This window comes from Gottfriedia sp. OAE603 (genome assembly GCF_040543965.1).
Taxonomy (GTDB): Bacteria; Bacillota; Bacilli; order Bacillales; family Bacillaceae_G; genus Gottfriedia; species Gottfriedia solisilvae.
This window is the reverse complement of record NZ_JBEUNN010000001.1, coordinates 3,855,355-3,870,442: the sequence shown is the minus strand read 5'-3', so window position 1 is coordinate 3,870,442 and position 15,088 is coordinate 3,855,355. Positions and strand designations below refer to the sequence as shown.

The following is a 15,088-nucleotide window of genomic DNA, read 5'->3' as shown; positions in this document are numbered from 1 at the left end:
CTCTTTGTGTACTTTTATTAAGCCCACATCCTTACTAGACTTAAAATTGCATCTTCTTATTTTACAAAATTATCCAAATTATGATAATATTTAGCTATTAAAATATTATTATTAGGAGGTATTTAATGAAAAAACATATATTCCAAGTAGAGGTTATAGGTGAATCCAATTTACCACGCTCTCAATTCAAGGATTTAAAGCATTTAATAAGGGATACGGAATTAGACAAACTAATTGGTGAAAGATTCCCATTAAATGATTTTAATGCCGAATCAGAATTGTTAATAAATGGTTCTAAGAAACTACTAACTTATTTTGAAAAAGTTGATGAGGAAAAGCTAGATATCGTCGAGGAGTTAAAAAATATTGAATATATTGGTTTATCTTCTGACCACGAAATAATATTGAGGTTTATTAATGAGAAATACAATGAGGACTTCAACGCTACAGGGGTCTATGATTTTTCATATGATTTTTTAGATACTGCTTTTTATATGGGTAAGTTCTCAAGATTCTGTATTTCAAATTCTTACAACGACCTATTAAGAGATAATATAACACAACTTTTCGAAAAATTGCCTTCCTTAAAAAAACAATATAGATTAATTAGACATAAAAATGAATGGTTTTTAAGAGGACTAACTTCCACTAGATATAATAACTACGATAACCATCTTGCTATTTACTTAACACTAATTTCACTTCATAAATATTCACAAAAAAATCAAACGTCATTTAATTTAGAAAAAGCCTATTTAACAGATTCAGAAATCAAAATATTCTTCAGCCAAGATAATACTATAAATATTCCTAATATAGGAGAAGTTCACTTTGGGGTTTATGTATCAAACAACGAGATTAAAGAGGGTACATTCTCACTGGAATTAAGGTACACCGTATCTAATGATCAAGGTAAAAGCTTTAGTGGACTTTCAAGTCATGTATTTAATATAAGCCATTCTACAGGTATTGGAAATGTAGAAGAAAAGTTGGCTTTTTCTGAAAAAATAAATGATTTGAAAGATATTACAGTAGAGCATATTAAAAACGTAAAGAATAGTAAACTTACAGAAAACCAGTTATTTATGATATTTAAGAAAATCCATTCTTCAACTAAAAAGCTAAGTAAAGAATCTAGAGATAAAGCTAAAGATTATTACAATTCTAACCTTGTAAATAATACTATTACAATGATCGATGCGTTTAATAAATTTAATGAAATTACTACTGACGTAGAAGAAAAAATTTATCTAGAAAGAATTTATAACGAAGTAATTAAAGAACTAAGTGGTATATAATATACAATGCTTATCTTGTGTAAGTCATGGCGTAATAGATAACCTAATTGAAAATGTAGAAGTCCCTTAATTTATGGGACTTCTACATTTATTTATTAAATTATTTTTCACTGTGGAAGTCTAAATGCCAATTGAAAAATGCTTCGGTGTGACTATCCCAGTAACTACACTTATTGCCAACTACACTATCAATGTAGTCATTTACTCGTTGAGTGATATTTAAAAAGTTGACGTTATCAATTTTCACAAATTCACCGCTACTATTAACTCCCAAAAAACCATCCTCAAACAAGGTGTCGCAACCAAACTTGCACATGGGAATTACAATTCGAGAATTTAACTTTTCTTCAGTACTACATAGTGAGCGTTTTTTTATATGCGCAGCAATTAATAATGAAGTTGGAAGTTGCTCACCACAACATGCACATTTACTAAATACTTTTTTACCAAATAATTTCTTTCTTAAGTATCCTTGCTCAACTCTGCTTGCACGTTTGGATATTACGTCTAATGTCCCTCCAATATCAAGCATTACAGCATCATTAAACTCCTCTTCCGTATAATCAATTAAGTGGCTTGTAACATCTATGTCTAATACATCTAATACGCCTTCACTTGAAATAGCATCTAAAACCCTAAATCTTAATAAAGCATTACGGTAATCTTTTAGATCTGGATGCTTATCTGGATAAATTGCTTTATTAACTAACTCTACAGGGACATTTATACTTTCAACGTTAGTGACAAAGTAAATATTTACGTATTCCGCATCTTCCCACAATTCGAATCCTAAAGTATCACTTTCTATTAAATACGTAATTTCCATTTGAGAGTAATAGTGCCAATCCCCATAAAATAACGCCAAATCTCCAACAGATATTTTTTTATATTGCTTTTTATTTACACCATCGTCTGCATCCTTTACAGCCCATACCTGTGGCTCTTCGCCATTATATATTTCCTTTAACTCATCAATTTGCTTACTAGTTAAATGTTTTTGCAATACATTATATGGTACAGTTTTTAATATTGTTTTCTTGTAATTAATTTTCGCTTCTTTAGAAGCTGGTTGTAGAATAACTTTAATCGGCTTTTTAAAATTTTTAGTTTCATTTAATAATGAATTTAATTCATTACTTGTACTAGTCTTTTCAAAATCACCAATCATTTCAGATGAAACTTCTTGATTCAATACTGTCATATCAATATCCCACTCCTTTGAAATTGTTTTAAGATGTTTATCTGGAACAGATTTAATTTTCTTGTACCACTTATATACGGTTTGTGGTGTAACGTTTAGCATTGAAGCGATCTCCGTACTTTTTATTCCTTTTTGCTTTGCAATAAATTCAAGCATTAACATGATTCATTTCCTCCTTAGTTACCCATTTTTATTAAGGGGGTTATTTTTAACACTAATTATTTAACGTAATATTACTACTTATTATAAAAGTCGTCAATGGTAAGAGGGTTATTTTTAACACTTTTATGAAGTTTTTTCAAAAAATATTTATTCGACATAATATGTTAGTGTCATAACTTAACAGTATTGACACCTAAATTTCGACGTAGTAATATCAAGGTATCGATCGGTGTCATTACTTAGTGTCAAAATAAATTGATTAATAGGGGTGCTAATAAGTGAAATATGGGTATTGTCGAGTGAGTACAGTGTCACAGGAATTAGAAGTACAATTACAAGCACTAGAAAAAGAGAACTGTGACAAAATCTATTCGGAAAAATTCACGGGAACTAAAACTGACCGACCTAAATTAAATGAGGTTCTGTCACTATTACAAAAAGGTGATACTCTAGTTGTCACTAAATTAGATAGATTGGCGAGAAACACAGTTGAAGGAATTGAGATTGTAAAGGATTTATTCTCTAGAGGTGTTAGGGTTCATGTGTTAAATGTTGGTTTACTAGAGGACACTACAATGGGGAAGTTCTTTTTAACAACTTTACTAGCTGTTGCGGAGATGGAGAGGAATTTAATCGTTGAACGCACACAAGAGGGAAAAGCAATTGCTAAACAACGTGACGATTTCAGAGAAGGTAGACCTAAGAAGTTTAGTAAGAAACAAATACAACATGCTCTACAGTTATTAGTTACACATTCTTATAAGGAAGTTGAACAGCTTACTGGAATTAGTAAAAGCACCCTTATCAGAGCGAAAAGAGCAACAATTTAGTTTAATAATTGAATAGATAAAGATAATATCATATCTTACATTTTAAGGAGGGGCATACTTTACAGTAATGCTCGATAGCCAATATGTTACACTCGGCTAAGTACACCCACACAGCAACCCAGTCAACAAACTTTAGCGATACGAGTGCCACTTCTTACATTTCATTTGAAATTATGTGTATAAATGAATGATCATTTTTAATGAAAATAGATCTTCCCGCCAAATATATGGAACTCATATATAGCAAAAACAGTATTAATAATGAAGGACTATTTTAGAACTCCTATTTTGATGGGAGTTCTTTTATTTTTGCTTCAAACATCACATATACAAGAAAGTAGGTGAAGAATGTTGAAAGACTATCAATTAAGAGTTTCTGTTAAGAACTACATAACTACTTACGGTTCTTCAATTCAATTTATAGCTACAACTGTCGGTGTTTCTAGAGAACATCTAAGTAGATGGCTACAAAATAAGAACTATTTAATATCAAATGAATTAAAGAAAAACATTAATGAATTTTTAAAGGAGAAATGCTAAATGTATAAAATGTCAAATACAACAATTAACGTAATCGATGCTCCATGTGGTCGTGGAAAGACTTCTTGGGCAATTCAATATATGAATGAAATGAGAACTTATACACATCAGTTCATATATGTAACTCCTTTTCTAGAAGAAGTTGAAAGGGTAAAGAATGCTGTAACAACCAGAGTGTTCCATGAGCCACTAGCACGAAAGGGAGAAACTAAACTTGATAATGTTCACAAGTTATTAAGAAAGGGAAAAGATATTTGCACTACACATGCTTTGTTTCAGATGGCTACATCAGAAACGATGGAACTACTTAAAGAAAATAATTACACTCTTATACTAGATGAAGTAGTAAATGTTATTGAGCAAATTCCATTAAGAAAAGATGACCTATCCTTATTATTAGATGCTAATGCTATCGATATTATTGAAAATGATAGTGGATTAAAATATATTAAGTGGAACAAAGATAAGAAAAACTATGACACCAAGTATAATAGAATTAAACAAATTGCTTTAACCAATAACTTAATGTATTGTGATAACTCTGCTCTCATATGGAATTTCCCATGTGAAATTTTTTTATCATTTAATAATGTCTTTATTTTAACCTACCTTTTTAGTGGGCAATTACAGAAGAGTTACTATGATTTATATAAGATTAAGTATAAATACTTGTCGGTACAACCAAGTGAAGATGGCTATGAAATAATTCCGTATGGACAACGTAAACATCTGGATAAAATTCGAATGAAAGAACTAATTAGTGTTTATGAGGGCAAATACAACGAAGTTGGCGATAAAACTTACTCACTTTCAAGTAGTTGGTTAAAGAAACCCTCAAATAAAAAGCTACTAAAAATATTAAGTGATAACACTAGGAACTACTTTATGAATAACTATAAAGAGCGGGTTGAAAACGTAATGTGGACGACTGTTAAAGGTGAAGAGGATAAAAGAAATAAAGGGAAGATTGAAAAGATGGTATCTCCAAAAGGATATGCTAATGGATTTGTTCCCATGACTTCAAGAGCGACAAACAAATTTAAGGAAAAAAAATGTCTAGCTTATTTAGTTAATAGATATTTAAATCCAATAGAAAAAAAATTCTTTGACCAATATGGTGTAGAAATAATCCAAGATACATGGGCATTGTCTGAGTTGATTCAATGGGTATGGCGAAGCCGAATTAGAGAAGGTTTGCCGATTACAATCTATATTCCAAGTATCAGAATGAGGGATCTACTAAAACGTTATCTAGAAAGTGAAGTTTTTGAGGAAGCACCCATAAATGCAATTGTAGATGAACCAGCAAGTGATTGGCACTTGTAGTTTTAGGCAATTAAACTGCCTAAGAGGGTGTCGAAAACCTAGTGAAAATAAGGACTTTTTTTCAAAACCCTTAAAGAAAAAGATATTAAAAATAGAATCAGAAAATAGAATACATTGTCTGAAAAAATAATATTATCACCTTAATGATTACACTAAAACGAGTTGGAAGCTTGCTTCCAACTCGTAAACAAGGACAATAGCGAAGCGTTGTCCGCGTTAGTTATGCACTGAACTTGTTCAGTGCTATTATTATTTATTCAAAAAATTTTTTTCAATAGTTGAATACTTTATTTGGCATTTGTCAATAATATTAGTTTGTAACAAAAAACTAAATGTATTAATTGCATATTTTTTGATAATACTAGTGAAAAAGGAGGAATGAAGTCTTGAGTTCAAATCATTTTAATAAGGAATTGTTGGTTGAAGTATTAGGAAGTGAAATTAATTATGAAGTTGAAAAGGATATTCTAGAGTTTATCAATTGTGAAATTGCTGTTGATGAACAGGACTTATTTCAATACTTTCAAAGCATCCAGTTGGAGGACAGTCTATATTAGATAGAAGAATATGAAGCAAAGTGGAATCCTTCGTGTCAGTTACAAGAAATTATTTTGATAAATATTGAGTATTTTGAAGTCGATATTTGATAATTAGAATCTATTAGAAGGATTGGAGTGTTATTATTGTTGATACAGCCACAAACTATTGAAATGAAATGGCATCAAAGATATAGGAGTTACTACGAAGAAAAGGGATATGAGTTTACTAATTATGGTGACATATTCAAAGTTAGTTTTATTGACCTTCCCAAAAAATGTAATAAAAAGATCTTAGTATATTGTGATTATTGTCTAACAGATGGTGTTTATAAGCAAGTAGAAAAAACGTTCCAAGATTATTCGAAACAAAATGAGAGTGCAGTTATAAAAAAAGACTGTTGTTATGATTGTCGTCCAAAGAAGGTTAAAGAAAGCAATTTAATGGTATATGGTAAAGAGAGTACTAATCAAGTTGATTCTATAAGGCAGAAACAAAAAGAAACTAATTTTAAAAGGTATGGTTTTGAGAATGTTATGAAAAACCAAGCAGTACAAGAGAAGGTGATAAATACTAACATTGAACGATTCGGAACAAAAGCACCTGCACAGAACGAAGGGATTAAGAATAAAATTAAAAACACTAACATGATAAGGTATGGTCACGTTAGTCCGACATTAGACAACCAAGTAAGAGAAAAGCAAAAAGTTACTATGATAAAAAAGTATGGTGTTGAGTATGGGATGCAAAATGAAGATATTTTAAAAAAGGCAAAACATACACTTTACCAAAATGGAACTGCTCCTGTAAGTAGACAGCAACTGTATGTCTGGAATGTTATAGGAGGTGAATTAAACTACCCCTATAAAAATTATTCACTTGATATTGCTCAGTTGGAGAAGAAACTATATATAGAATGTGACTTTGGAGGACATTGGCTTCAAATAAAACTTGGAAATAAGACAAGGGAAAGTTTTGTAAATGATGAACGTAAAAGATACTACGCTCTATCCAGAAAGGGATGGAAAGTAATTAGAATAATATCGAGGAAAGACAAAGTTCCGAGTGTTAAAAAAATTAAAGAATTGATGGAATATGCAAAATCATACTTAAATAACCATAGTTGGGTGCATTTTGATTTAGATAAAGGTCTAGTGATTAATAGAACTGGTGAAGTAAACTATGATTTTGGTGAACTGTTTTATGTGTATCAAATCAAATCTGATGAATTTACCACGTGATATTATTCTATTTAATAATTATTAATTATAAAATGTTTAATAGAACCTTTGAAAAAGTTAGTAATTTTGTTTACTGACTTTTTCAAGGGTTTTACATTAAAGTGTTAATTAACACTTTATAATTAACACTTTATACTTAACTCAATGAAACAATGTTTTTATTGAGTTGTTCCCAACATCAACCTACTCTATTTCAATCTTTGAAAGACTAACCAAACATTTTATAATCAATCCTCTATTTCACTACTGGCAATTTCCTCCATTGATATTCTTTCAGTAAGCTTTTCAATGGAAATATCAAGAAGGTTATCAACAAGTAATTCACATCTTCTATACCATTCAGTAATATGTTCTTGACTTATGTTAACTTCAGGTTGGTGAACTATAATATTTCTAACTGATCTAAGATTATTGATTTCCCTATAAATTGTTTCATCTATTATACCAAGTTCCACAAGTTGTTTTGCATTTTTGGAAAAAATTCTTGATGTACTTCCATGTGCTTTGGACAATGTATACACTGTCGTTTCTAAGGCTTTGTATTCATTAATAAATTCATAAAATGCATCGTTTGTTCCACTGGCAATATTCTCGGCCACTACTTCCTTATCCGAATTGGAGATATGTATTTTATCAAGACTTTTAATTGCTTTTTCTAACTTTTCCTTAATCTCATCTACGATTCTAACAATTTCCTCGTACTCTTTTTTGCTCAAAATATTATTATGAGCAATTTGATTTCTTAAATCATATAGTCTTTTCCACCGTTTATTTAAATACTCTGCTTCACATTCTACTAAATCTGAAAAATACTTCTCCCAATTGGATTTTGGAACAAAATCCTTTAATTCATCTATAGACAATTCCTTTAAATCAGTAGCTTTTTTTAATTTTCCCATTAATGAGTTGACAGTCAATGGGGAGTATTCTTTAAATAAAAAATTTGCAAGTTGAATAAAGTCAGTCTTATATAGGTAATCTGCTGTTTCCTCTTTTTTAGAACTCCTAACTGAATTCTTTACCTCTTCTGGAATGTTATCTTTAGTCCATCCTAACCCAACATTTGTTAACATGAATTTAGTAATTAACTTTCTCATAAGATTTTCTATTTCATGTATTATAGGATATGCTCTACGTGAGTAATAAAAACTCACATCATCCCATAGTATTTGTGGTGCATCACTAGCCTTATATAGTAATTCTCTAACTACTCTTAGCAAGTCTTCGAAAACATTAATATTAGATACTCCATTACAAAGTAAATGAATATGAAAGAATCTTTTATTATCTGTTCTTGCGCCTTGTGTTTCTAACTTTTTTGTTTGAACTTTGTAATCTACTTCTAAATTTTTATATTTTAATTTTCCATTTTGTAAAGTAATATCTGAGTTAGTCCTAAGTAAATTATTAAATGCCTTTTCGTTAGCACAAAACGAATTACTTGTATCTACGATTACTAAGTATTCTACCTTTAATATCTCTTCAACCATATTAATAACTTCACCTCCAAAATTTCCAAAATATGTATACAGATTATTCTATCATTTTAAATGAACCTTGTCTTTATAAGGAATTTTTATTACAAGTACCTTTTATTAAAGTATAGAAATTTAGGACACTTGGTTACTTGAAAAGAAATATAGGTTTTAATTAAATGAAAACCTCACGTTATTTTTAATTGATTTAAGAAGTAGATTTCCGCTTCTTTTAATTTCATTGCAAAATTGAAAAGAAACTTCAAGACATATCAAAAAAGGAAAATGTCGTTTGGTATCGAATTACCACTTTTAGTAGTTATGAATTTCTGTATAGTGTTGAGGGATTCATGTTAAATGGAGTGGGTTAACTCTCAATTTTGGCTGATTAATCAACAGAATAATACTAATAAAAGTAAAATCATAAATTTTTATTTGAATACAAATTTAGTATTAAGGAGTGCTAATATGAGTAAAGAATTGGAAATTTTATTTCATAAAGATATGTTAAATATTTATACAAATGCTAAAAATATAGGATATAATGCATCGAGATTTAAGCAAATGGTGGCGAATGAAGGTGGACTTACAGTTGCAAGAAAGTTTATTACCAATAATACTCCTTCGGAAGGTTTTACAAGCTTGTGGGAACTGAAACGACTTGATTTAACAGTAGAAGCTTTAATTCTTAAAGAAAAGTATCAATACTTGTTTAGTGAATATGAACGAAAAAAGGTATTTGAGAGATTGTTAGAATACGGATATGAACCATATACTCCAACTAAAATTTCTGGAAGTTCAATATTTGATTATAGGTTATTTAATAGTGACTTGATTTCAAAAAAATATATAATAGGACTTGAAACTAAATATTACATAATAACTGTAAAAGTAGAACCATTATGGGATTCACAAAGTATTAATTACAAATACATGGTATATATTGTTGAAGATAATATCGTTGTAAAACAAAGAGAAGTTGAAAGTAATTTATCTAAAAGTATTCTAACCGAAGCAAAAAGAATTGGAGTAAGTTTGTTAAGTCAAATTAATCCTACTGTAAGAATTGAAGATGTTACATTAGTTAACTATAAACAAGATAGACCAAATGCTAATCCATGGCAAAAAGATTCTTTAGATGTTTTAAACGACTTATTTGTTGAATACGAAAATTCTGAAAGTAAATGGTTGGATATTTCAAATCATGACATAGATTCTGAACTCTATGAAGAAGAAGAATACCATTTGGATGGAGCAAGTATTTATTATTACGGTAAAAGGTATGAACGTAATCCATTTAATCGTGCAAAGGCTTTAGAGATTCATGGGTTAAATTGCTTTGTTTGTAAATTTAATTTTGAAAAGACTTATGGTGAGCGAGGAAAGGACTTTATAGAAGTACATCATGTTAATCCATTAAGTACAATTAAAGAAGATGTTATTATTAATCCTAAAACAGATTTAGTTCCTGTTTGTAGTAACTGCCATAGAATGATACATCGTAAGAAGGACGAGGTACTTTCAATTGAACAAATGAAGGCGATTCTAAAATTGTAAGTTATACTTCAACCGATTTCTTGTTGTAAGAAACGTTTGAAATGAATCCTTATGAATTAGTTAGACTGATCGAAGACATAGATGTGTTAGGATTGCAAGAGTTACAAATTAAAATCAAATGAAAAAGACTTTCTCAAAATTATTAAAAAGAGAAAGTCTTTCTTCATTATTTTAGTTATTTATAAGATTCTATTAAAAATAGTATATTTGATACACTAAGGAGAAGTGTATTAGCAACTAAATTGAATAAAAGCTGATGAAATATAATAGAAAGAATACATTTACCAATATATTATATTGATAAATGTAGTGAATTTAGGTTTTAAATTGCCGATAGATAGTAGTGGGAGTTTAAAATCACTAAATTTTAACAATTTCTAGTTAAATAAATCTAGAAGAGGTTATATAGAAAGGAAATTTCAATGGATAAAAAACAGCGGAAAGCAATTGCTGATCTAATATCACTAACGTTATTAATAGCTTTAGGATTATTTTGGTATCTAAATTATGCTTCTAATTATTACATGATACTTGCAATAATATTTTCATATCCAGTTATAAATTTAGTTGTTTTAAATATATTACCTAGCAAAAAGAAAAAAAGGGATACTTTAAGTAAAAAGAAAACAAGTAGAAAACCAACTGTACCTAATAAATCGAATGGTTTGAGAGAAGATAACGTTCTAATAACTTTACCGTTAGAAGAATTATCTTGGAGAGAATTTGAACAACTATGTTATCTATACTATAAAGCTAAAGGCTACAAGCCACGTCTAACGTCCGAGGGTGCTGATGGTGGAGTGGATTTGATTATTTACAATAAAGCACATAAGACAGAAGAAGCAATTCAAATTAAACATTACATAGAATCTGGTAATCAAATAACAGTTAAAGAAATAAGAGAACTAAATTCATCAAAAAGAAATCATGGCTGTATACTGGCACGATTTATTACAACTACTACTTATACAAATCCTGCTTTAACCCAAGCAGATAAATTTAATATTGAGTGTCATGATATTAGATGGGTAAGAAGTAAGATTGTTAAATGGCAAAACGAAGAAGTTGTGAAGAAGCGATTAAAGAACACGAGATAGAATATATGCAATAAAATACATATATAACATATTTGAGAGGAAGCCTTTTGTATGTTTAAAAAGTTGTTTTCAAAGTTCACCAATGATACTACAAAACAGCAATCCACAGAGAAGAAAACTTCTAAAAGTAACAAGCCTATTGTCGAGCCAACTCGAATTGGAGAAATTGGGGAATATAAGATAAATATTCAACTTGACCAGTTAGCTAAAAATTATAAGTATTTAAGTGATTTAATGATTGTTAATTCAAAGTCTAAGTCTGGTTACTCCCAAATCGATCATGTCGTTTTTACGCCATATGCAATTTTTGTAATTGAAACTAAGAATTATCAAGGTACTATTTATGGTGATAGAAATCGATCAAGTTGGAGTGTGAATGGCAAGTTTAAAATGATGAACCCTTTTAATCAAAATTTTGGTCATATACAAGCAATCAAATCTATAATTGATGCTAAAAACGAACTAACATATGTATCAATGGTAAGCTTTAATAGGAGATGCATTTTTAAAGTAAATGAAGAATTAAGAAAGATACACTCTAATGATATAATTGTTTATGACACAGAACTTTCCGATTACATCATGAGAAAACTTAATGTCTTAAAGTTACATCCCAACATTAAAGTATACTCTGATGAGGAAATTGAACACATATACAATCAACTGAATGAGCATAACATTAGTGACCAATCTATTCGGCTTCAACACATTGAATCGATTAACGATAAAGTTAAAACTAACGAAATTGATAATAGTAAATGTGTTATCTGTGAGAAGCGAGTATCTGATAAAGTTAAAACATTTTGTTTATCAAATACCAAAAGGTTTAATGGGAAAGTATATTGTTATGAACATCAATAAGAAGAAATTAAATTTTATATACATTATCTTGTGTACATAAAGTCGTTTTAATATGTCTGGGATAACTAGTTTTAAACTGTTGTTTACCTAAAGTGATAAATTTATTAGTAGTATTGATTGAAATGGTGAGGTATTGTTCGTTTATAGAAGAATAATTATAAGGATTATTAGAAAATTACATATTTTGTTACTTTATTGGGGGCATTGTTGTAATTGTATTTCCTTATTTCACCTGCTACAATTGACTAATAAAAATAACGTAAATAATTGTATTGTAATTTGGTCAATTTAAATTAAAGGGATGTCCTAAAAACCTTGATACATCAACTCGTATTGTTAATGAAGTAAAGCATGTAAACCGCATCGTGTATGATGTAACGAGCAAGCCACCTGCAACGATTGAGTGGGAATAACATTCTAATATTTGGAAAAAACGAACGAAAACGAACATTTTAATTTAAATGTTCGTTTTTTTGTTGACACGTAGTTTAGATGGTTGTAATATAAGGATGTAAATATTAAATAATTTGTCATAACTTGTCGTATAAGCTAGTGAATATGGACTAGCGTCTCTACCTGCCACCGTAAATGGCGGACTACGAAGTAATGATTTCTATATTTTTAACCTACTATTTAGCTATTATTCTACTATCCCTAGGTTATTAAATATAGAATGAAACTGCTCGTGATAGGCGCTTTTACCAATTGTGTAAAAGCGCCTTTTCTATTTATAAAATAGAGACCGACTTTTAAGACTTAATAGACTTAGGAGGATCACATGAAAGAACGTATTAGTAATTATTTTGAGTTCAACAAGTTAGGCACATCATTTCGTCAGGAAACAATTGCTGGTTTAACAACATTCCTAGCAATGGCTTACATTTTATTCGTAAATCCATCAATTCTTTCTTTATCAGATATAAAAGATTTTCCAGAAACATTAAGAATGAATAGAGAAGCAATTTTTGTTGCTACTTCATTAGCAGCGGCATACGGTTCGATTTTAATGGGGATTTATGCAAGATATCCAATTGCTTTAGCACCAGGTATGGGATTAAATGCTTTCTTTGCATTTAACGTAGTTCTTGGAATGGGAATTCCATGGCAAACTGCTTTAGCTGGCGTATTTGTATCAGGTATTTTATTCATTATCCTTTCTTTAACAGGACTTCGTGAACAAATTATTAATGCAATTCCAATTGAATTAAAATTAGCAATCGGTAGCGGTATTGGTTTCTTTATTACATTTGTAGGTTTAAAAAATTCAGGTATTATCGTAAGTAACCCAGCAACTTTTGTTGCACTTGGTAAATTAAATGAACCAGCAGTATTGTTAACAATTTTCGGTTTAGTGATCACTGTTATTTTAATGGCTAGAAAAGTAAAAGCTGGCGTATTTTTAGGTATGATCATTACTGCGATCGCTGGTATGATTTTTGGAATTATTGACTTACCTTCTTCGGTTGTTGGTCCAGTTCCAAGTATTGCACCTACATTTGGTGAAGCAATTAAACATATTCCAGATGTATTCTCTTCACCTCAAATGTTTGCAGTTGTATTAACATTCTTCATTGTTGATTTCTTTGATGCAACAGGTACATTAGTTGCTGTTGCAAATCAAGCTGGTTTATTAAAGGATAATAAACTTGAAAGAGCTGGAAAAGCATTAATGGTTGACGCTACTGCAGTAGTAGTTGGTTCAACTCTTGGTACAAGTACTACGACTTCTTATATCGAATCAACTGCAGGTGTTGCTGCAGGTGGACGTACTGGATTCTCAGCGGTTATTACGGGATTATTATTCTTATTAGCATTATTCTTTGCACCACTATTAGGTGTAGTAACAGCGGCAGTAACTTCTCCAGCATTAATCGTTGTTGGTGTACTAATGGTATCTTCAATTGGTCAAATTGATTGGAAAAAATTTGAGATAGCAGTTCCGGCTTTCTTCACAATTATCGCAATGCCGTTAACTTACAGTATTGCAACAGGTATTGCTGTTGGATTTATCTTCTATCCAATTTCAATGTTAGCAGCTGGAAAAGCGAAAAAAATTCATCCAATTATGTATGTACTGTTTGTTGTATTCCTTCTATTCTTAACGTATTTCAGAGAATAGTAGTTTATAAAACACGAAATATTAAGCTTGGACAACGATCATTATTTCGATGTCCAGGCTTTTCTTTTTTCTAAAATTGTGTACGATTAGAATAAAAATGAAAAATAGAGGGTATTTTTGAATGGTATTTCATGGACAAAAAATTTTACCAGCTGTTAGAAAAATAAAGGATTTAGAAAAATTACTAACTAGTTCATATGAATATATTGTTATATTAGATATTCATATTGGCCAACTGAAAAGCGTAGTCTCGCTTGCTAAGCAACATGGTAAGAAAGTATTTTTACATGTCGATCTAATTCATGGTTTGCAAAGTGATGGTTATGCAGCGGAATATTTATGCCAAGAGTTTAAACCATATGGGCTATTATCTACAAAGTCAAATGTGATTTTAAAGGCGAAGCAAAAAGGTGTGGTTGCGATACAACGCATTTTTTTAATTGATTCAAGTGCGATGGAGAAAAGTATTGCTTTGTTAGAAAAAACAAAACCAGATTATATTGAAGTACTACCAGGTGCTTTAACAAATGTAATAACAGAAGTAAAGGAGCGTACAGGTATTCCGATATTAGCAGGTGGTTTTATTCGGACGACTGAAGATGTAAAGGCTGCTATAGATGCTGGTGCAACAGCAATTACGACCTCAGATAAAGAGTTATGGAAAAATTTTCAAAAAAAGTGACAGAAATGTGAAAAATAGGATTGACAACGTTTTCATAAATGAGTTAGCATAAAAGACAAGTTAATATACGTGACGGAGAAATTAAGAGATCCACAATTGGTTGTTTCTATAGTTCTATAGAAACAATTTAGTTGTGGGTCTTTTCGTCTTTAAATATGAATG

At 30.1% G+C, this 15,088-nt stretch carries 13 protein-coding genes, 1 pseudogene and 1 riboswitch; of the genes and pseudogenes, 12 read left to right on the top strand and 2 right to left on the bottom strand.

The annotated features are described in order from the left end of the window. Nucleotides 1-125 precede the first annotated feature (125 nt). The gene (locus ABID96_RS19400; protein ID WP_192604446.1) at nt 126-1,298 is read left to right on the top strand and encodes a hypothetical protein; all 1,173 of its coding nucleotides are present in this window, start codon (nt 126-128) and stop codon (nt 1,296-1,298) included. A 100-nt stretch (nt 1,299-1,398) separates the two neighbouring features. Here ABID96_RS19400 and ABID96_RS19395 read toward each other — a convergent pair whose 3' ends face one another. After that, the gene (locus ABID96_RS19395) at nt 1,399-2,661 is read right to left on the bottom strand and encodes a hypothetical protein (protein WP_192604447.1); all 1,263 of its coding nucleotides are present in this window, start codon (nt 2,659-2,661) and stop codon (nt 1,399-1,401) included. A 278-nt stretch (nt 2,662-2,939) separates the two neighbouring features. Here ABID96_RS19395 and ABID96_RS19390 point away from each other — a divergent pair, with 278 nt between their 5' ends. From ABID96_RS19390 to ABID96_RS19370, 5 genes are all read left to right on the top strand, one after another. Then, nucleotides 2,940-3,491, top strand: a complete 552-nt coding sequence (locus ABID96_RS19390) for a recombinase family protein (protein ID WP_192604448.1) — start codon at nt 2,940-2,942, stop codon at nt 3,489-3,491. 351 nt (nt 3,492-3,842) lie between these two features. Then, nucleotides 3,843-4,031: a hypothetical protein gene (locus tag ABID96_RS19385; protein WP_192604449.1), complete on the top strand. Its 189-nt coding sequence runs from the start codon at nt 3,843-3,845 to the stop codon at nt 4,029-4,031. Beyond that, nucleotides 4,032-5,357, top strand: a complete 1,326-nt coding sequence (locus ABID96_RS19380; RefSeq protein ID WP_192604450.1) for a hypothetical protein — start codon at nt 4,032-4,034, stop codon at nt 5,355-5,357. Nucleotides 5,358-5,743: 386 nt separating this feature from the next. Continuing rightward, the gene (locus ABID96_RS19375) at nt 5,744-5,914 is read left to right on the top strand and encodes a hypothetical protein (RefSeq protein WP_192604451.1); all 171 of its coding nucleotides are present in this window, start codon (nt 5,744-5,746) and stop codon (nt 5,912-5,914) included. Nucleotides 5,915-6,040: 126 nt separating this feature from the next. Further along, nucleotides 6,041-7,135 carry a DUF7487 domain-containing protein gene (locus tag ABID96_RS19370; RefSeq protein ID WP_192604452.1) on the top strand — a complete coding sequence of 365 codons (1,095 nt, stop codon included), beginning with the start codon at nt 6,041-6,043 and terminating at the stop codon, nt 7,133-7,135. Nucleotides 7,136-7,362: 227 nt separating this feature from the next. Here ABID96_RS19370 and ABID96_RS19365 read toward each other — a convergent pair whose 3' ends face one another. Then, the gene (locus tag ABID96_RS19365) at nt 7,363-8,625 is read right to left on the bottom strand and encodes a HEPN domain-containing protein (protein WP_192604453.1); all 1,263 of its coding nucleotides are present in this window, start codon (nt 8,623-8,625) and stop codon (nt 7,363-7,365) included. A gap of 453 nt (nt 8,626-9,078) precedes the next feature. Here ABID96_RS19365 and ABID96_RS19360 point away from each other — a divergent pair, with 453 nt between their 5' ends. The 6 genes and pseudogenes from ABID96_RS19360 to ABID96_RS19335 all read left to right on the top strand — a co-directional run bounded on the left by ABID96_RS19360 (nt 9,079) and on the right by ABID96_RS19335 (nt 14,926). Next, complete coding sequence (locus ABID96_RS19360; protein ID WP_192604454.1) at nt 9,079-10,167, top strand: HNH endonuclease; 1,089 nt, start codon at nt 9,079-9,081, stop codon at nt 10,165-10,167. A 422-nt stretch (nt 10,168-10,589) separates the two neighbouring features. Then, nucleotides 10,590-11,264 carry a restriction endonuclease gene (locus ABID96_RS19355; protein ID WP_192604455.1) on the top strand — a complete coding sequence of 225 codons (675 nt, stop codon included), beginning with the start codon at nt 10,590-10,592 and terminating at the stop codon, nt 11,262-11,264. A 51-nt stretch (nt 11,265-11,315) separates the two neighbouring features. Then, nucleotides 11,316-12,125: a nuclease-related domain-containing protein gene (locus tag ABID96_RS19350; protein WP_192604456.1), complete on the top strand. Its 810-nt coding sequence runs from the start codon at nt 11,316-11,318 to the stop codon at nt 12,123-12,125. Between the two features lie 323 nt (nt 12,126-12,448). Then, nucleotides 12,449-12,538, top strand: a pseudogene (locus ABID96_RS19345) (GMP synthase (glutamine-hydrolyzing)); the annotation flags it as partial. A gap of 107 nt (nt 12,539-12,645) precedes the next feature. Next, nucleotides 12,646-12,744: riboswitch (purine riboswitch) on the top strand. Between the two features lie 171 nt (nt 12,745-12,915). After that, nucleotides 12,916-14,244 (top strand): NCS2 family permease, encoded by a 1,329-nt coding sequence (locus ABID96_RS19340; RefSeq protein ID WP_088004250.1) that lies wholly within the window; start codon nt 12,916-12,918, stop codon nt 14,242-14,244. Nucleotides 14,245-14,365: 121 nt separating this feature from the next. Next, entirely contained in the window at nt 14,366-14,926 is a 561-nt protein-coding gene (locus ABID96_RS19335) for a glycerol-3-phosphate responsive antiterminator (protein ID WP_192604457.1), read from the top strand. The last annotated feature ends 162 nt before the right edge of the window (nt 14,927-15,088 follow it).